This is a genomic window from Chitinophaga sp. SYP-B3965, assembly GCF_009647655.1.
Classification (GTDB): domain Bacteria; phylum Bacteroidota; class Bacteroidia; order Chitinophagales; family Chitinophagaceae; genus Chitinophaga.
In genome coordinates this window covers 2,630,101-2,647,040 of record NZ_WJFD01000001.1, presented here as the reverse complement: position 1 = coordinate 2,647,040, position 16,940 = coordinate 2,630,101, and the positions used below count along the sequence as shown (strand labels likewise).

21 protein-coding genes are annotated in these 16,940 nt (G+C 41.9%); 19 read left to right on the top strand and 2 right to left on the bottom strand.

Features of this window, described 5'->3' with window-relative positions; all coding sequences use genetic code 11:
* Positions 1 to 11 precede the first annotated feature (11 nt).
* The 19 genes from GFS24_RS10290 to GFS24_RS10200 all read left to right on the top strand — a co-directional run bounded on the left by GFS24_RS10290 (position 12) and on the right by GFS24_RS10200 (position 13,916).
* Complete coding sequence (locus GFS24_RS10290; protein WP_153659476.1) at positions 12 to 893, top strand: hypothetical protein; 882 nt, start codon at positions 12 to 14, stop codon at positions 891 to 893.
* Positions 894 to 951: 58 nt separating this feature from the next.
* The gene (locus GFS24_RS10285) at positions 952 to 1,434 is read left to right on the top strand and encodes an N-acetylmuramoyl-L-alanine amidase (protein ID WP_153659475.1); all 483 of its coding nucleotides are present in this window, start codon (positions 952 to 954) and stop codon (positions 1,432 to 1,434) included.
* A 3-nt stretch (positions 1,435 to 1,437) separates the two neighbouring features.
* Positions 1,438 to 1,905: a hypothetical protein gene (locus GFS24_RS10280; protein ID WP_153659474.1), complete on the top strand. Its 468-nt coding sequence runs from the start codon at positions 1,438 to 1,440 to the stop codon at positions 1,903 to 1,905.
* 2 nt (positions 1,906 to 1,907) lie between these two features.
* Positions 1,908 to 2,258 (top strand): hypothetical protein, encoded by a 351-nt coding sequence (locus GFS24_RS10275; RefSeq protein WP_153659473.1) that lies wholly within the window; start codon positions 1,908 to 1,910, stop codon positions 2,256 to 2,258.
* Positions 2,255 to 3,490, top strand: coding sequence for a DUF2586 family protein (locus GFS24_RS10270; protein ID WP_153659472.1), 1,236 nt, complete (start codon positions 2,255 to 2,257; stop codon positions 3,488 to 3,490). Before GFS24_RS10275 ends, GFS24_RS10270 begins: the two co-directional genes overlap by 4 nt.
* Positions 3,491 to 3,528: 38 nt before the next feature.
* The gene (locus GFS24_RS10265; RefSeq protein WP_216647386.1) at positions 3,529 to 3,930 is read left to right on the top strand and encodes a hypothetical protein; all 402 of its coding nucleotides are present in this window, start codon (positions 3,529 to 3,531) and stop codon (positions 3,928 to 3,930) included.
* Positions 3,931 to 4,725: 795 nt separating this feature from the next.
* Positions 4,726 to 6,579 carry a phage tail tape measure protein gene (locus GFS24_RS10260; RefSeq protein ID WP_173003037.1) on the top strand — a complete coding sequence of 618 codons (1,854 nt, stop codon included), beginning with the start codon at positions 4,726 to 4,728 and terminating at the stop codon, positions 6,577 to 6,579.
* The gene (locus tag GFS24_RS10255) at positions 6,576 to 7,253 is read left to right on the top strand and encodes a DUF6046 domain-containing protein (protein WP_153659469.1); all 678 of its coding nucleotides are present in this window, start codon (positions 6,576 to 6,578) and stop codon (positions 7,251 to 7,253) included. Before GFS24_RS10260 ends, GFS24_RS10255 begins: the two co-directional genes overlap by 4 nt.
* 41 nt (positions 7,254 to 7,294) lie before the next feature.
* Positions 7,295 to 8,218: a hypothetical protein gene (locus GFS24_RS10250; RefSeq protein ID WP_153659468.1), complete on the top strand. Its 924-nt coding sequence runs from the start codon at positions 7,295 to 7,297 to the stop codon at positions 8,216 to 8,218.
* Positions 8,215 to 8,742 (top strand): hypothetical protein, encoded by a 528-nt coding sequence (locus tag GFS24_RS10245; protein ID WP_153659467.1) that lies wholly within the window; start codon positions 8,215 to 8,217, stop codon positions 8,740 to 8,742. The genes GFS24_RS10250 and GFS24_RS10245 overlap by 4 nt, the downstream gene beginning before the upstream one ends.
* Before the next feature lie 2 nt (positions 8,743 to 8,744).
* Positions 8,745 to 8,930, top strand: a complete 186-nt coding sequence (locus GFS24_RS10240; RefSeq protein ID WP_153659466.1) for a hypothetical protein — start codon at positions 8,745 to 8,747, stop codon at positions 8,928 to 8,930.
* The gene (locus GFS24_RS10235) at positions 8,927 to 9,217 is read left to right on the top strand and encodes a hypothetical protein (RefSeq protein WP_153659465.1); all 291 of its coding nucleotides are present in this window, start codon (positions 8,927 to 8,929) and stop codon (positions 9,215 to 9,217) included. The genes GFS24_RS10240 and GFS24_RS10235 overlap by 4 nt, the downstream gene beginning before the upstream one ends.
* Positions 9,210 to 9,755: a phage holin family protein gene (locus GFS24_RS29425; protein ID WP_153659464.1), complete on the top strand. Its 546-nt coding sequence runs from the start codon at positions 9,210 to 9,212 to the stop codon at positions 9,753 to 9,755. Before GFS24_RS10235 ends, GFS24_RS29425 begins: the two co-directional genes overlap by 8 nt.
* Positions 9,727 to 10,029: a hypothetical protein gene (locus tag GFS24_RS10225; protein WP_153659463.1), complete on the top strand. Its 303-nt coding sequence runs from the start codon at positions 9,727 to 9,729 to the stop codon at positions 10,027 to 10,029. Before GFS24_RS29425 ends, GFS24_RS10225 begins: the two co-directional genes overlap by 29 nt.
* 9 nt (positions 10,030 to 10,038) lie before the next feature.
* Positions 10,039 to 10,869 carry a nucleotidyltransferase gene (locus tag GFS24_RS10220; RefSeq protein ID WP_153659462.1) on the top strand — a complete coding sequence of 277 codons (831 nt, stop codon included), beginning with the start codon at positions 10,039 to 10,041 and terminating at the stop codon, positions 10,867 to 10,869.
* A complete protein-coding gene (locus tag GFS24_RS10215; RefSeq protein WP_153659461.1) occupies positions 10,856 to 11,329 on the top strand; it encodes a hypothetical protein in 474 nt (157 codons plus the stop codon). Before GFS24_RS10220 ends, GFS24_RS10215 begins: the two co-directional genes overlap by 14 nt.
* Positions 11,326 to 12,231 carry a hypothetical protein gene (locus GFS24_RS10210; protein WP_153659460.1) on the top strand — a complete coding sequence of 302 codons (906 nt, stop codon included), beginning with the start codon at positions 11,326 to 11,328 and terminating at the stop codon, positions 12,229 to 12,231. The genes GFS24_RS10215 and GFS24_RS10210 overlap by 4 nt, the downstream gene beginning before the upstream one ends.
* A gap of 11 nt (positions 12,232 to 12,242) precedes the next feature.
* Positions 12,243 to 13,658 (top strand): hypothetical protein, encoded by a 1,416-nt coding sequence (locus GFS24_RS10205; protein WP_153659459.1) that lies wholly within the window; start codon positions 12,243 to 12,245, stop codon positions 13,656 to 13,658.
* 9 nt (positions 13,659 to 13,667) lie between these two features.
* The gene (locus tag GFS24_RS10200; protein WP_153659458.1) at positions 13,668 to 13,916 is read left to right on the top strand and encodes a hypothetical protein; all 249 of its coding nucleotides are present in this window, start codon (positions 13,668 to 13,670) and stop codon (positions 13,914 to 13,916) included.
* A 998-nt stretch (positions 13,917 to 14,914) separates the two neighbouring features.
* Here the strand turns inward: GFS24_RS10200 and GFS24_RS10195 are convergent.
* Together GFS24_RS10195 and GFS24_RS10190 are read right to left on the bottom strand one after the other, a co-directional pair.
* The gene (locus GFS24_RS10195; RefSeq protein ID WP_153659457.1) at positions 14,915 to 16,012 is read right to left on the bottom strand and encodes a hypothetical protein; all 1,098 of its coding nucleotides are present in this window, start codon (positions 16,010 to 16,012) and stop codon (positions 14,915 to 14,917) included.
* Entirely contained in the window at positions 15,960 to 16,802 is an 843-nt protein-coding gene (locus tag GFS24_RS10190; protein ID WP_153659456.1) for an RNA polymerase sigma factor, read from the bottom strand. The genes GFS24_RS10195 and GFS24_RS10190 overlap by 53 nt, the downstream gene beginning before the upstream one ends.
* Between the last annotated feature and the right edge of the window lie 138 nt (positions 16,803 to 16,940).

Sequence of the window (16,940 nt, the reverse complement as noted above, 5' to 3'; positions counted from 1 at the left end):
TAATACAACGAATGGCACAACTACAAAATGAACTGGCGGAAAAAGAAATGATAAAAAAATTCCGCCATGAGGGGACGTGGCTGGAGGAAGTGCCAGCCAAACAAAGATGGGTAAGTAACGATATTATTAAAATACCTCGTGAGGGGAGCGATCCTGCCGTACTTATCAACAATAAAATTTATCCGATAATTTCTAACCGCCGGGAGGATGATTTTGTTGCAGTAGCGTTAAACAAATACGATACAACAAATACGGAGGTGAGTGATGATGAGTTAGCCTCTTTGCCTTATGAGAAAGTTTCTGAGGTACAGCTACAGCACCGCGCTACACTGGAGGAGAAAACAACAGGTCATGCGTTGTATTGTATTGCGCCGAATGAAAATACCGCAGATACTCCGGTTGTAGAAACCACCGGCGGGGATGATGGTTATGGTAGAAAACGCCTAACCACTGAGGATATTATCAACTTTGGCACAAAGATAAAAAAGAAAACAGGCGGCACTTTGCAAGGTGTTGTACTGGTACTGAGCCCGGAGCATATTGCTGACCTGCTCATTGAGGACCTCAGTTTCCGTAATCAATTTCACAACAAAAAAGACGGTTTAATTGCTACAAACTATTACGGCTTTAAAACGTATGAAACCGGTTACTCTCCAGCATATGACATTGCCGGAAAGAAACTCGCCTATGATAGTGTTACACCTGGGCGCGAGGCAACCGTATGTTTTTACAATAAATCTGTAGCGAAAGCAAAAGGTACAGTAAAGAGGTATGCAAGGGATGCGGAGAACGATCCGGAAAACCGAAAAAATACTATTGGCTTCCGCCTTTGGTTTATTGGGATTCCATACAGACCGGAAGGACAAGGCGCAATTATCAGCGGTAAAGTTTAGCATTATAACCATATCGAAAAACCAAAGGCGGAGTATATCTCCGCCTTATCTCCTGCACATGCGAAAAGTAAAGTATATAGTAATTCATTGCTCCGCTGGCTACGGTGACGCTGAGGCGATAAAAAAATTTTGGCGTGAGCAACTCGGTTGGAAAGTAGTAGGGTATCATTATTTTATCACGTTGTCCGGAAGTGTTCAGCAACTTGCTCCTTTAAGTACAGTTACAAATGGAGTTCACGGTTTTAATTCTACCTCTGTTCATATTTCGTACCAGGGCGGCGTTAATAAACAAGATTATAAAATAGCTGAGGATACCCGTACCCCTGCACAAAAGGCGGCAATAATCTCCACAATCAAAAATGTGCTTTCGGAGCTTGCAAAAACTCAAAGTATTGCAGACGTTCAAATCCTGGGCCATCGTGATTTTTCACCCGATAAAAATGGAAACGGCGTTGTCGATTCCTGGGAGCGGATAAAATCCTGTCCATGCTTTGACGCAATCCCGGAGTACAAGCATTTATTAACTAACAACAAATTTTAAGTTTTGAAAATATTCCTATCGTCCCTCCTGGTGATGGTGATTTTGTTGGCTGGTTGCAGGTCAACCCGTCCGGCTTCATCGGTTGAAACAAAGGATACAATTACCGTGTCTACTCTTATACAGGAGAGAGATACTTCAATAATTGCACCCGCTGCAAAAGTATCCGTAAGAATCCCGGTAAAAGATATTATAACCGGCTTTAAATCTGATTTAAAAAAGGACCGGCAAGCAAGCGCACGGATAGCCGTAAAAGATGATGTACTGCATGTTGATTGTATATGTGATACCCTGGCAATTATTGCCAAAGTAAAAGACAGGTATACAAATGAAGTGAGGAAGATAGACAGAAAGCAAACCATTATTGTCCCTCAAAAATATATTCCGTGGCCTGTTCTTCTTTTGGCCTGGATTGGCGGCGGCGCTCTCCTCCTGGTAATTCTATCACTCGTAATAAACAGACTGAAAAAATAAAGATGAAACGATATAGTAAAGAGGAGCTCTCCTCAATGGCTGGAGAGCATTTTATCAGATTGGGAGTAAGTAAACTTTATGCCACTACAGACGGACAGTTTTTTATCCTGGAGAATAGAGCGCAACTCCATGCAGGGAGCTCCTTAACAGTTTACAAACTGGAGGACCCTGGTAACCAGGCCCCGGCCTCTGAGGATAAAAAGCCGCTCACCTTAAAGGAGCTTTCTATCCGTGTAGCTGATCTCCTGGATATGGAACAACTACAAATTTTGCTGCATGAGGAGGTAGCCGGTACTAACCGCAGCGGTGCCGTAAAAATTATTGAGGATCGCATTGCAAAATTGACTAAATGAGTTTTGAAGGAGTAACAGTTAATAAATTAAATGGCGGATTGGGCCGGAGTAATCCTGCCGATGATAATGTTTTTGCATTGTGTTATGCTGTTGCGGTTGCCAAACTGCCGCCCGGTACTTCACATTTTCATCCGGTAAAACTTTTGCAGGTGAGGGATGCGGAGCAAATTGGTTTTACTGAGAGCTTTGATGCAAACAGTAATGTACTGGTACATCATACTATTACCGAATTTTTCCGGCTTGCACCTGATGCCGTATTATACCTGATTCTTTGCCCGGATCAATTAACGCATACCACTATTGTACAAAATCCTTTGTTTGTTACTGCACTCAGGGAGACTCCTGATGTTAAAGGTTTTGCAATTGCCAACACTTTAACAACCGTGTCTACTATAGCGGAGGAAGTTGAGCCGGTGCAATCCGTTCTCTCCGACATGGCAGCAGCTCACCGGCTTATTGATTTTGTGATACTGGAGGCTAAAGGTCCTGCCGCGCCGTTACCTATCGCAAACTATCCGGATTTGCGGGAGAAAAAGGCTCCTAATGTTTCCGTTAGTATTGCACAGGACCCAGGGGTTGCAGGTTTGAGCGCCTCATATGGGAAATATGCAGACGTGGGGGCAGTGTTGGGCATGTTAGGTGCTCGGCAGGTAAATGAAAACCTGGGCTCCGTTAACATCCTGCAGAAACCCTCCACCCGGAAAGGAGATCGAGATTACCCTCTAACGGATGGCGGCTCTCGTAAGTGGCTCACCGCCGCGCTTTGTGATGGCACAAAGGTAAATAGCCTTTCACCTGCTGATAAACGTGAGCTCACAAACAAGGGTTATATCTATGCCGGAGCATATGAGGGGTATGGTGGTATCTTCTTTAGCTCATCTCCCACATGTACAGAAAAAGCGAGCGATTACGCCTACATAGAAAATAATAGAGTTTGGAATAAGGCCGCCCGCTTGATCCGATCAACGCTCCTGGTAGAGATAAAAGGCGTTGTTAAAAAGGACCCTCGGACCGGCTACATACGTTCCACCACCATAAGCCGCTGGAGTAGTCTGGTTAACGCTGCACTGGAGCGCATGGTTGCGGCTGATGAGATTAGCGGATATGATGTTTTCATTAATCCAAAACAGGTGCTCTCTGAGGCTTCGCCGTTGATTGTAACGGCACGGGTACAAGTGGATGATATTGTACATGAGATCAGTGTTGATTTAGGACTCACAAACAACTTATAATGCCGCAAGCAAAAAGGATAGTAAACAAATTTGGCAGCATGAGCGGTTGGAATAGCATTACCGCAAACATGTTGGGCCGGGACCTGGAGGGGATTACCGCGCTTAAATACTCAGATGAAAAGAAAAAGGAGAACGCATATGGAGGTGGTGAGTTTCCCGTTGGACGCGGCTCCGGCAATTATGAGGCTCAATGCTCCATAACACTCTATAAGGAGGAGATTGATGCACTACAGCAAGCATTGCCGCCCGGTGGTCGTATCCAGGATATTGCACCTTTTGACATTCTTGTTGAGTACGAAACCAGTTCCGGTATGATCTTAAAGGATCGCATACGTAACGCTGAATTTACAAACCGTGGTGTTGACGTTAAAAATGCTGATGGGACCATCAGCACGGAGTACACGCTCATCATATCGCATATTGAATGGAATGTATTGTAAAAGATTGGACCGATGGGAAATGATATAAAACACTTCCGGGATATTACTCCGGAGATATTGCAGGATTGGAAAGCACGACACGGAGACAGATTGCAGCATATCACGGTGGAGACTCCAGACGGCCTCATAGCACAATTTGTTGTCAGGCCACCGAGTCGCTCAGTTGTTGACCTCGTAGGACAGCACGGGCAGAGCAAACGGCTTGTTGAGGCAAATAAGGTACTCACTTCTAATTGCATATTAGGCGGAGATATGGAGCTCATGGAAAACGATGGCGCTGTATATACTGCTATCATTGAGCAGATTGGCAAGATGATGAAAACGCGGGCAGTAAGCGTAAAAAAGCTATAGCCCGTCACAGGTTAAGCCTGGAGGCGGGAACAGATGATCCGCAGTTTATTAAAAAGGGAAACGCTGTTATAAGGTTTTATTATGGTACAGATCCGGAGGCGCTGGAGGATGATGCCTGGGCGCAGTTGGTTGAGGGGTGGCGTTTCTGTAAACAAAGTGAGTTAAATGGTATTGAGGACCGTATTAGAAAAGTTATCTATGAGGTTGTACATGCGTTATATGGATAAAGGCATTTATACTATTTGTTATCTGTTGTTGAATTGTTGAAGTTGTTATTTATAGATGGGACAGACGCAAACAAATTGGGTTTTAAATCTTATTGATAGAGTAACCGCACCATTGCGGAATATTATGGGGAGCTCCCAGGCTACGAGCGGTGCCGTTGCTCAGGTTGCAAACAATATGGATGCTGTCTCCGACTCCGCCCGGTCGTTATCTGCTCCAATGGAAGATGCGGAACAAGCCGCCACAGGTATCGGAGAGGCAATAACGCAAACCAGTACCCGCGCAGGAGCACTCTCCCGTGAAATTGAGGAAATGAGCCGCGCCCTGGAGCAATACCGGCAAAGAATGGCAACCGCCAATGATCCGGAGGAAATCAGGGCTATGCAGTCTGTAATGGAGCGGTATGAGCGGCAGATACAAGATGTTACCAGGGAATTACAAGAGCTTGAGCGGGCTCCTGATCCTGCACGTACTCGGCAGAACTGGAGCGCTATTATGCTCGCCGCCAATCAAACATGGGAGTTGACGCAGAAAGTTATGGAGAGCTTTGATTTTGCCTCCGAAATTAAAAACCTGGAGAGCAATGTTGCCCGTTATACCGGCCTTACTGGAGAGGCGCTGGATAGTATTGTTGCAAAGGCTTCCCGTATCGGTGAGGTATTCGATGAGGATGCAGGTGATATTGTGCGGGCCGCAAATGCAATGACAAAGCAAATGGGCGGCACATTTGAGGAAAATTTAAACCTGATACAATCAGGCTTTGAAAAAGGAGCAAATCTCAATGGAGATATGCTGGACCAGCTAACAGAATACGGACCACAATTAAAAGCCGCCGGGCTCGATGCTGCACAGGGGTTGGCTATCATGGCTAACGCTGCCAAAGACGGCATTTTTTCAGATAAAGCCCTGGACGCAATAAAGGAGGCAAACCTCAGCCTCCGGGAGATGGGACAACCGCAGGTTGATGCACTCGCCGCCATCGGCATCCAGGTAAAAGACCTCGCCGGGAAAACTTCATACGAGGCTATGCAGATGATTGCAAAAGGTATGAAGGGAGCGACAACTCAGGCCCGGCAAATGGTAGTGGCTGACCTTTTCCGGGGAGCCGGAGAGGATGCCGGTTTATCTTTTATTGAGGGTATGGATACAGTTGATTTAGACCTCAATAAAATCCCGTCCGTAAAACAGGCCGGGGAAAGTACAAAAGGCTTTCTCTCTGATCTTAAAACATCTTTCTCCAGTATGTTCGGAGAGATTGCCACGAATGCGCAAGCAATGGGCGGTATAGTGCAAATGGTTGGCGGGCTTATTCCAATAGTACAGGCGCTTTCTCGTGTACAGTTTATTGCAAATGCTGCTACCCGCGTTGCTACTGCTGCGCAATGGTTGTGGAATCTTGCGTTAAGTAATAACCCTATTGGATACGTTGTATTAGCAATTGCGGCGCTCGTAGGTGGTATAGTTTGGGCGTGGAAAAATTTCCAATCATTTCGGGAGGTTGTGTATGGTGTTTGGGCTGCTATTGAGGCCGTTTTCGGTGGGATGGGGGGATTTGTGGGAGAAGTGCTGGAGGGAATATTACACCTCCTTAAAGGTGTGTTTAATCCTGCAAATTGGTTTGATGAAAATTATAACTTTTCTGATGGCCTCGCAAAAATCGGAGAAGCAGCCGCCAAATACGGGGAAACTGTTGGCAGCGCATTTAAGGACGGAGTAAAAAAGGGAGGAGAGTCATTTGCTGAGGATCAGAAAGCCGAGCAGGAACAAGAGGCCGGGCTCTCCGTAAATGATGCAGCAACCGGCGGTGATAAAAGCACTTTGGATGGCACCTATAATTTAGGCGGTAACAAGGGCGGCAAAGGTGGCAAAGGCGGTAAAGGTAGTGGTAAAGATGGCAGCGGTTTAAACATTGACGGCGGCGGAGCTTCCGGCGGGAAATCCATTACAATGAATTTGGAAATAAAAAACTATTTCCAGAATGTAAGCTCTAAACTGGATACCAGGAAAATTGCTGATGAGATTTTCTCGCAAGTAAATGACAGATTGAGGGATTCTTTAATTGCAGGTGGATGAGTGATGTACGTTATAATTTGTCTCAGTTATTTGAGCTTGCTTTCGGTGTTAAAAATCCTGTTTTCATTCCTACTCCCGTTCGCATTGAGGAGGATTCTCCTGCCACTAAATTTAATATTCCTGCTAAAACAACGGCAAGCAATAAGCCAGTAATATTCTCCGGAATAAGTACAAGCCCGGCGGAGTATAATGGCCGGTTGAGCTGGATGGGTACTCCTATTGTGTACCCCTTCACGCTGCAAGGCGGGACGTACAAAGTTTTTGCATCTAATGGTGAGCTCCTGGATTATCAGCTCAATGATTTTGAGCTACCGGCTGCAACCCTGGTGGATTTTAGCCGGGCAAAGATCAACATAAAGACAATGCCCAGGGGAAACAATGGCTCCGTTAAAGAGTTATTTTCCTTTGATGATTGGAGAATCAGGATACGCGGTATCTGTTTAGATGATCCGAGCAGGGCATCAGCGAAAACAGCACAGGAACAAAAATCCGCTCTCCTGGAATGGGAGCAGGTTTGTAATAGTATACCGGTTATAGGTTCACTATTTGTTGAAAAAAAAATATACAGACTGGCTATTGATGGCATTTCCTTTACTCAGCTTGAGCGGAAACCAAATGTTATTCCCTTTGAGATGGAGTGCGTATCTGATGAGCCGCTTGAGATGACGTTATGATATTGGTGATGTGTGCGAAAATAGTTTTTCCGGAAACCGCTATGAGAAAGACTTTAGAGGTAAGGAAAATAATTGATGTTGTTATCTCCTCAAGTTGGCGGGAGTTGACCTCAAGGGCAGAGTTTACCTTGCCGCGTAATATATCATTTTTTGACAGGTATAAGATAAAAGAAGTTTTCCGAATAGGTGACCCGGTAATAATACAATTGGGGTATGATTCGCAATTGTATGAGGAGTTTAGTGGTTACGTTGTTTCCGTGTCTGCTGACATTCCTATAACTATACGTTGTGAGGATGAAATGTGGAGGCTCAAACAAATACCGGTAAACTATTCCTCCTCCGCTGCTATACTTCAAACGATGCTTTCCCAAATATGCCCAGGCTATAGCATTGATGCGTTGGAAGGTGTGAGCCTGGGTGGTGTTCGTTTTGCGAAAACTACAGTTGCAAAAGTGCTGGAAAAGTTACAGCAGGATTTTAACCTGTATAGCTATATGAAAGGAAAACAACTCGTATGCGGTAAATATTATGCTGATGATACAACCGCCCCCGCTGTAAGTTTTCACCTGGAGCGTAATCTCGTTAGCAACGATCTCAACTACCGAAGCAAAGAGGATATTATCCTGAAAGTAAAAGGTACAAGCATGTTAAGCAACGGAGGTAAAATTGAGTTTGAGCTCGGTGATGATGGCGGAGATAATTTAAACCTATCGTACTATAATATCACAATCAGAGCAGAACTGGAGAGGCTTGTAAGGGATGATTACGAAAAGCGTAAACGTGATGGCTTTGATGGAACAATTACCGCTTTCGGTGTTCCCCGTGTTCAGCATGGTATGAAAGCCAATTTACAGAGCTTTATATATCCTGATAGAAATGGGACCTATTACATTGATGCAGTAGAAAAACATTTTGACGAACAAGGCTACCGGCAGCAAATAACACTCGGAGGGAAAGTAACATGAACAAAGGCTCTAACATCCGGCAATTTGGTGATCTTCTTAACAATCTTTCAAAAGGGCATGTTAAAGTGCAAACCTGTTGGGCAAAAGTTAAAAGCATTGATTGGGATAAAAGGACAATGGTAGTAACAGGCGTAACGGATGATTTGGAGTATTATGATACTTCACTCGGTTTGGGGAGTTATTACAGAAAACCGGTTGTTGGCTCTCTTTGTCTTATCGGTTTAATCAACAACCAGGATGCAGCGAGTTTCCTAATAGACGCGGAACAAATTGAGGAGGGTGTTTTTCTATCTGATGATACCTCACTCATTTTCCGGAAAGACGGTTTTGTTATCAAATCAGGCGGCGAAAGTTTCAAAGCGGTACTCAATGACCTGCACGAGCAAATTGGAAAATTAGCGGATGAGGTTAGTAAGATTGTTGTATCAATCGGTACAGGGCCTAACGTTCCGCAGATCACAATGGTAAAAAACGAAATTACTAATACCATTAAAGGCCGTTTAAATAAAATTTTAATTGAGTAGTTATGCCGCTAAATGATGCAAAACTTGAGGTTGATTTAAGAGTTATACTCCAACTTGACAGCAACGGAAAAAGCAACGCGGATGAAGCTATTAAGAAAATGGTAATTGCTATTTCCGCGTATGTTCGTGCGGGGGAGGTCCAGGGCCTCACGGCTGACGGAAAAACTGTAACAGGTAAATTGATATGAGACAACAATTTGATTTATTACTTGATTCGGAGGATGATCTCCAAATTATAAACGGAGATTTTGTTATAGGGGAAAGTTTAACCCAGGAGGTTGCAAACATACTCCGGCTCAATCAGGGAGAGTTAAAGTTTGATCCGTTGCTCGGTCCGAATATGGTTAGCCTTATTAATAGTAATGCAAATGCACAAGAAATTGAAACACGTGTAAAACTACATTTGGCACGGGACAACAAAAATTTTGATGAAATAAAACAGTTGGTAACGTTAAGGAGGAGCAACAATGGATAAGATAAAATATATACTCAATGGGTTTGGTTATGCAGACGCGCCGGACTTTTACTCAACGGTTTTTAAGTTGTTATGTTTGCCACGTCTCGGTTTTTGGGCTTTGCTCTGTTCAATTGGAGGGTTTATCCTGGATGCAACCGGTTTGGATGCACCTGTATTATTTTCCTTTGTGATCTTGTTGATTGCAGAATTTTACACCGGGGTAAAGGTTGCCATCCTTCGCAAAGGAGAAAGATTTAAGAGCAGGAAATTTGGGCGAATGATTCTCAAAATAGGTGTATACATGTTGATCCTTTCATTGCTTAATGTTTTCTCTCTCAAAATACAAATTCCCGATATACTCGGCCTTCCTCTCAATCCTTTCCGCTGGTTATACTATACGGTTTTAATTGCTATAATCTTTCAGTTAGTTATATCATGGCTGGAAAACCTGGGCTCACTCGGATACAAGGAAACCAGGACTATAGCGGGTTTTATATTGAGGAAGTTTAACAGGCATTTTGAGTTTGATGGAACAAAAGACAACGGTAAGGAATGAGCAAAACCTCCTGGATATTGCTCTCCAGGAGTCCGGAAGTATACTGTCAGTTTTTGAGCTTGCGATACAAAATAATATCTCAATAACGGCTACGGTTACTCCAGGTATATCGCTCCTTTGCAATAATCTTTCCGGAGCAAAAGAGATACTCCGGTATTACAAAGAAAATAACTTATTCCCTGCTACTGGAAACGCAGTTGATTTGCCCGTTGATCTTCGCCCGCTGGAGGGTATTGATTATTGGGCCGTGGAGGTAGATTTTAAAGTACAATAGCATAGTATTATGGCGCGGACCATTGATTTTTGGTACAATGAGATTATTTCGGCAAAAGAACGACAACCGGCACTGAGCGGACTAGATAGTACAAGTAAGGTATCAATATTCCGTTTAATTGCGGAGGTCATTGCTGTTGTTATTTGGAGCCTCGATCAGTTACACGATTTACACAGGAAAGAGATTAACAGCATTATTGAAACGAAAAAACCTAGCAGGTTACAATGGTATCAGGATTTAGCTCTCAACTTTCAGTACGGGCAGGATTTGGACCAGCGCACCGGCAAATATGATAATTCCAATTTAACAGTAGAGCAGGTTGCAGCCCGCAAAATCGTACATCAGGCCGCAGTAACAGAGATTTCTGGAATGCTCAGAATAAAGCTCGCAACACGTATAGGAAACGCACTCGGTCCATTATCGCAGGAGCAATTAAATAGTTTCAATTTTGGATATATCTCCAGGCTGAAAGATGCCGGGGTAGTTGTTGCAGGAGAAAGCCTGCCGCCTGATCCTTTGAGGCTGGAGCTGGATATATGGTACAATCCTTTAGTCCTTCGCTCTGATGGAAAGCGTATAGACGGAAATAGTGCTACGCCAATAAAAGATGCAATTGTTGCTTATCTCCGCTCCCTCCCTTTCAATGGTGAATATAGTAATTCAAAATTGACCGATTCATTGCAGCAAGTTGAGGGAGTTGTTTTTCCTGTTATCAAAAATGCAAGTGCTAGATATGGCCTATTGCCATTTGTATCCATTGATGAGAAATATATACCTGACGCCGGATATTTAGAATTGACGGACTCAAATTTACAAATTGCCTACCGTGAGTATGTTTGATATTGATTTCTCTAAACTGATACTTTGGTTACTTCCGCATTTTCTCCGGAGGCGTAGATTGTTTTCCTTTATCAGTGCTCTTTGTTTTCCTGTCGCAAAACTGTTTGATGAGTTTATATTATTCCGTTTTGAAACAATTTATAAACTCGATCACACGGGGCAGGTGTTTTCCCTGGAGAATGTGCTCAATGATCGGTTTGATACGATCTCCAGGAGGATATTTATTACTGATGCCTATACCAAACAACGGAAATATATTTATGCACGGGTGGAGGTGAAACCAAAATTTCTCGGCTTCATTTACTTACATAACCGTGCTGATTATGCTGATACTGGCGTTGATTTTATTGTGTGGATTCCCGACGCTGTTTATATCTCTGAGGAGGATATGTATGAGGTTAGAGCGCTGTTGAATTATTATAAACTCGCTGGTAAGCGTTACAAGATATACAGATCATGAATAAGATGGATTTTACACAGCCTGGAGGTTTTCCACTGGACCAGGATGTTTTGGCATTCCTTCAAAATAATATAACTCTTGCCTCTGCACCTGCTACTTTAGGCGGTGATTATTGTATCCTGTCCGGTTGTGCAGATGATGGCTCCTCCGTGGCAAACGGGGTTGTTGCTATTATGGGAGAAGTGCTTCCGTTCGTTGGCGGAGCAAAACAAGCAAAGGTTATAATTGTTGAAAATGCCCAGGGCTTAACTTTTGAGGACGGTATTACAAAACAGGTTCAATATACACGTTACGCCTGCTTTGGTGATGATGGCGTAACCGCCCATATATGGCCGTACTTTAAGCGTAATAAAGACGGTGGAGTATTATCTCGCCTGGAGAGTCTGGAGGCTTTAAATGAGCGACTGGATGCCCTGGAGCGCGTTGCTGCTCCTTTCTTCCAGAAAGGCGCAATTATGTTATGGAATAAACCCGCTAATCTTATCCCGTCCGGATGGCGTGAGGTAGCTGATTTTCGCGGGAGGCTACCGGTTGGATATAATCCGGCAGATCAGGACTACAACGAGCCGGGTAAAACTGGAGGATCGAAAACCCATAAACTGAGTGAGGCAAACATTGCGGAACATTATCATTTTACCGTTGTCAATGATTCTATAGATACTACCTGGTTCCCCTGGGATTCCGGACGGTATTTAACAAACGTGCGCTCCATGATTACCCAATGGAGCAAGGGGAATGGAAGTGGTAAAGAGAGTTATGTTTTATACGGTGCTAGTAATACATTTCCTTCCGTTCAGCCAAACATAAGCCCCACAAGTATTGCGGGGAGGAGTAACCCTGATCCTGTTAACCACCTCAACCCGTATAGGGTTGTATTATTCATCGAATACATAGGAGTTTAATTTCCGTTTAAATGGCAAGTAAGAATACTTTAAAGCAGTGGTTTAGCACTGGAAAAAAACCAACACAAGGGCAATTTGCGGAGCTTATTGAGAGTTTCTTTCATAAAGCGGAGGATACTGTTACAATTGCAATGGTGCAAAATTTATCTCAGGTTCTTGCTGATAAAGTGAGTAACGCTGATCTAAATTTAATACGTTCCGCAATTGGTAACATCGGGGACCTGCAAACCAATACAAAGGCAAATTTAGTTGCCGCGCTTAATGAGCTTGTTTCTCATGATGAGGGGCTCACTCTTTTATTGAACGATATATTAACCCGGCTTAATGGTATCTCCGAAGATTTAAACGGGGGGCGCTTTATTGAGTCAACCGAAAAAGGGGCTCCGGGTGGTGTTGCCGTGCTGGATGAAAATAATCGCCTCCCTGTCCCTCAAATGCCTTTACTTTTCGATCAGGTTAAAACCAGGGTAGATAACATCGAAACAGACCTCTCCAGCGGTAAATTTATACTTTCAGCTTCAAAAGGCGCGGCCAATGGAGTTGCATCATTAGACCTAACCGGCAAAATTCCAGCTTCACAGCTCCCCCCCACTATTGTTACCACTGTTAACGGTAGATCAGGCTCCGTTGTATTATCAAAATCGGATGTTGGTTTGAGCTCGGTAGATAATACGACCGATCTAAATAAACCCATTAGTACAGCACAGGGGGCAGCACTCAACGCAAAAGCAAATGAGAATGAGGTTGTTCATAAATTTTGGGATGAGACTATTGAGGGTAAAAAAACATTTACCTCTCCGTTAGTTTTAGGTAAGGGAATAACAACCCCTATTAAAAGTTACACCGACTATATAACGCCTGTTCCTGGGCATCTTTCTATTTACGGTTTGGACCCCCTGCCATTACAAAACGGTCCAGGGCTTGCAATACAAAACGGTGATACGGGGAAAACGGTTACACTCGGATTTAAGGGCTTAACTGAATCCCGTTCTTTTAACTTTCAAGACAAACACGGTACACTTGCACTAACAACAGATATACCGAGAAATGAGTTTGGGACGTTTACTCCTGTTCTGCATCAGTACTCATCTGTAGATTGGAAAATCTATAGAATTGATACGGCCAGATATGCGAGAGTAGGGAATATAGTAACCATTTCTTTAGAGGTTTTGGTAGAGAAAATTTCCAATACAAACAGCACTCCACATTTAATTTATTTGACAGGGTTACCGTATAGGTATTACGGGATGGGAGGGTTTATTTCAATGAATGGCGGAGGTGGAGATTATGAAACAGTCCGTTGGATGGATGTTTATGATTTATATTTTAGGTTTTGGGACCCGGACCTCAATTATAATAAAAAGCCGATTGGTACAATTGTTTGGTTAAGGGCAACCGCCACTGTTATAGGTAACGAATATTATTAAACGGAGATAATGAGAAATTTAAGTATTGAAATATTAGGAGACAAAACCATTTATGCAAAATGGGAGGAGAAATTTTACAATGAATCCGGAGAACTTGTCGGGTATGGATTCCCATCCAGGCGAGCGCTAATCCCCTCATCTTTGGTTGATCGCATTTTTGTAGAACAGGAAGGGGGAGAGCTCAAAGCCTATGCAGATATAGCCTGGTTAGATATACCATATCCATCGGGTAACAACGAGCAAAGTTTGCCAGAGTAAAATGCGGGCAATGTAGAAACATCGCCCCAAAATATTCATTATGGTAATTATAAAGTATCCTAAAATCATAAATTGTAATCCAATTATTTTATTCATATAAGATTGCTATAACTAAAGCAAAAAGGCGGTGTAAATACACCGCCTCCGGTTCTTCAGATATGCTTTTATATAGAGGCAAAGACTTATAATAAGCTACTATTAAAGTATGAGGCGGTGTAGAAACACCGCCCTGGTGTTCAGATATGTGTGTACTTTTAAGCGCAAATATTTATGATAATTAATATTTTATTTGAGGCAATGTAGAAACATCTCCTCTTTATTCTCTATCAAATGTTTGGTACGTGTGATACGTTTGCATTCGGTTAATAGGCGCAATACTATATAGGTTGTTGATCCTAAATAATTCATATTGTCAATTATGTATCACTCAACATATGTGAAATAGTTAATAACGAATAGTCCTATTGTATCCATAGAATCAGACCGCACACATTGCAATACAAAACCAAATCGCACATACTGTAATTACTTCCAACCAGATCGCCCACGCTGTTATTATTTCCAATCAGATCGCCCATGCTGTACAGATTTAACTGGTTACTTGTATTGTGTATTATCACTAAATGCAAGTAAATGATATTTATTCCGGATGATATGGTTGTCTGAGTTTTAACCTGATAGCAATTATATAGTATGTTATAAACAATGATGCGCATAGCTATGATAGTAGCAGCATTGCTCTGACTCTTAATACTGCATTTATAACAGCATACAAAACCGTATGCTATTTTATTTATAAAAATAGTTAGTGAGTGCTTCATGCCTCACTCTGCGGATGTACAAGCATCCTCCAATATTATTAAGAACTTTTCTGCTTTAACTTATTTACTGCTTCCCGCGATTTATATATGATATTGTCATATTAGTGAGAGCTTCATGCCTCACTCTGAGGATAGACAAGTATCCCGCCCCAAACCAAACAAAGTTTTCATTAGTCATTACTCACAAATTATCTTTATCCCTACTCGGTCTGATTTGTATTGTATTTTATCTTTTAATTTGAAGTAGCTCCAGTTTCTCAACAAAAACGTGTCCTGTTTTGCTTCTTCTTCTTTTTCTTTCTGTTCAATAAGTATGAGTGTGCCTGCTCCATTTTTTACGCAAAGATCAATTAACATTTTGCTGTACAAATGCAATTTTGTTTCTACATAGTTGACTTCTTTTTTTGCATATGACAGTAGGTTTTGTTTTTGCCGTTTTAATCCGTTTTTTGATCTATTATATTTTATGGATTTCTGCGCTCGAATACGTGATTGCTGTATTGCTATGCGACGGTGCAAATAATCCTCTTTAGTGCCTATTTCATATCGATGACCGTTAATTTTTACCACTATAGGAATTTCAATACTGAGTGATGCTTCTGCCACTGTCCCGCTATTTAGTAAGTTGTAAAACTTATCGAATTTGAAAACCGCGAGTAGAAATATTTTTCCCTGGTCAAACTTTAATGAGCTTGTGCATAGTTGATATTCACCGGATAACCATCTTTCCCACATGACTCGCTTATCATCGTAATCTTTGCCAAAGTAAGTATTAAAAGATAGTCCAAACAAGTTGAAAGAGTAATACTTACCGCTTTCATGTAGTTTAATACGTGTTATATTTCGCGCCGGTATTGGTATTGGAATAGTACGTTTGTAATTCCTTACCGATCTATCGCCATTCTGATATGCCTGTCGCTCAGAGTTATACTGAGTGACTAATATGTTATTTAAAGCACCTAATATGTTCATGGGTAACTCACCTTTGAATTTGTTACTCAAAATCTGGTATGTTGTATTCATTTTTGATGTTGTGAGAATACCGTCACTGTCTTTTTTTATATCCGTTAGTTTAATTTTTACATCATCTGTTAAGTATATCAGTTCCTTTAATTGTTCCTGTAAAAAATGATGGGAGAATATAAAGTTTGCTGCTTTGAAACATATAAATCTCCATGATCTTAATGTTTTCCATGTTTCCGATCGTATCTCGGCATCATCGCTATTTATAAGCAATTGGATTTTTCGCGTAACTATTACCTCTTTTGTTGGCATTGGGTTTTCTTTGTTTTAAAGTTTCTGAGGCATCGATGTATGTATTGATTATCTTTTCTAACGTTGTATTTAATTCCATTGCTATTTTTTCAAAGCTATATTTCAAATAGACTCGCATCCTATATACCTCGGCTTGTGGTCCTGATAAATATTTTTCATGGCTTTCAGTGGGGGTATCTGCTCTTAATGCGGCTTTTTTCTGCGTTTTTGTTAAAAACTGTTTTAGGGTATCCGTACTTTTTTGTATTGCATTATATATGGTTTGATGAGGAGCATTGAATTTTTGAGCAATCTGTTTTTCTGATAATCCGTAATCAAAATATAAACGCATAATTGTTTGTTTGTCGGGCGGGAGATATTTTATTGCATTTATTATTAGCCTTACGTGCTCTGATTGTTTTCTTATTTCATTCATATGATCGTTTTCCGTCTCAATATCTGAACTATACCTAATTGTATTCTCTGCATAGTCCAGATATATCAATCTGCTAGTGAATCTGCTGGATTTAGACGCAAAATGTGCAGAGCAACTCCAACGGATACAGAGACGCACAAAACGGAATAGATGCAAAGTATCCGAAAGCCTTTCGCGTAAATACCATGCTTTTAAAAATGCTTCTTGGATAAATGTGCTTATTAAAAAATCATCATGTAGTATCTGCATACCGTAATAGTATACAGGACCGCGCATGTTATTATAGAAGTAGGTTAAACCCGCCTGATCTCCAGACTTAAAGAGCCTGAAATTGTCAATATTTATTATTGTTCCTCTGAGTATGTCGTATCCCATAACAAAAATAATTGAGTAATCATGGTTTTGAGTGGACCTCTCTCGTTTTGATTCTCAAAGGAACATCCTATATTGCATGTACCAAACCAAAGAGCCTTGTTTCGTACAAGTTTTTGCTTGTACCTTACTGTCCAGCGT

Coding starts and splice junctions, on each gene's coding strand:
- GFS24_RS10240 (WP_153659466.1), top strand. CDS start 8,745: ATGCCGCTAAATGATGCAAAACTTGAGGTTGATTTAAGAGTTATACTC.
- GFS24_RS10245 (WP_153659467.1), top strand. CDS start 8,215: ATGAACAAAGGCTCTAACATCCGGCAATTTGGTGATCTTCTTAACAAT.
- GFS24_RS10190 (WP_153659456.1), bottom strand. CDS start 16,802: ATGGGATACGACATACTCAGAGGAACAATAATAAATATTGACAATTTC.
- GFS24_RS10205 (WP_153659459.1), top strand. CDS start 12,243: ATGGCAAGTAAGAATACTTTAAAGCAGTGGTTTAGCACTGGAAAAAAA.
- GFS24_RS10265 (WP_216647386.1), top strand. CDS start 3,529: ATGAGCGGTTGGAATAGCATTACCGCAAACATGTTGGGCCGGGACCTG.
- GFS24_RS10210 (WP_153659460.1), top strand. CDS start 11,326: ATGAATAAGATGGATTTTACACAGCCTGGAGGTTTTCCACTGGACCAG.
- GFS24_RS10220 (WP_153659462.1), top strand. CDS start 10,039: ATGGCGCGGACCATTGATTTTTGGTACAATGAGATTATTTCGGCAAAA.
- GFS24_RS10290 (WP_153659476.1), top strand. CDS start 12: ATGGCACAACTACAAAATGAACTGGCGGAAAAAGAAATGATAAAAAAA.
- GFS24_RS10255 (WP_153659469.1), top strand. CDS start 6,576: ATGAGTGATGTACGTTATAATTTGTCTCAGTTATTTGAGCTTGCTTTC.
- GFS24_RS10260 (WP_173003037.1), top strand. CDS start 4,726: ATGGAAGATGCGGAACAAGCCGCCACAGGTATCGGAGAGGCAATAACG.
- GFS24_RS10270 (WP_153659472.1), top strand. CDS start 2,255: ATGAGTTTTGAAGGAGTAACAGTTAATAAATTAAATGGCGGATTGGGC.
- GFS24_RS10275 (WP_153659473.1), top strand. CDS start 1,908: ATGAAACGATATAGTAAAGAGGAGCTCTCCTCAATGGCTGGAGAGCAT.
- GFS24_RS29425 (WP_153659464.1), top strand. CDS start 9,210: ATGGATAAGATAAAATATATACTCAATGGGTTTGGTTATGCAGACGCG.
- GFS24_RS10225 (WP_153659463.1), top strand. CDS start 9,727: ATGGAACAAAAGACAACGGTAAGGAATGAGCAAAACCTCCTGGATATT.
- GFS24_RS10250 (WP_153659468.1), top strand. CDS start 7,295: ATGAGAAAGACTTTAGAGGTAAGGAAAATAATTGATGTTGTTATCTCC.
- GFS24_RS10195 (WP_153659457.1), bottom strand. CDS start 16,012: ATGCCAACAAAAGAGGTAATAGTTACGCGAAAAATCCAATTGCTTATA.
- GFS24_RS10285 (WP_153659475.1), top strand. CDS start 952: ATGCGAAAAGTAAAGTATATAGTAATTCATTGCTCCGCTGGCTACGGT.
- GFS24_RS10235 (WP_153659465.1), top strand. CDS start 8,927: ATGAGACAACAATTTGATTTATTACTTGATTCGGAGGATGATCTCCAA.
- GFS24_RS10200 (WP_153659458.1), top strand. CDS start 13,668: ATGAGAAATTTAAGTATTGAAATATTAGGAGACAAAACCATTTATGCA.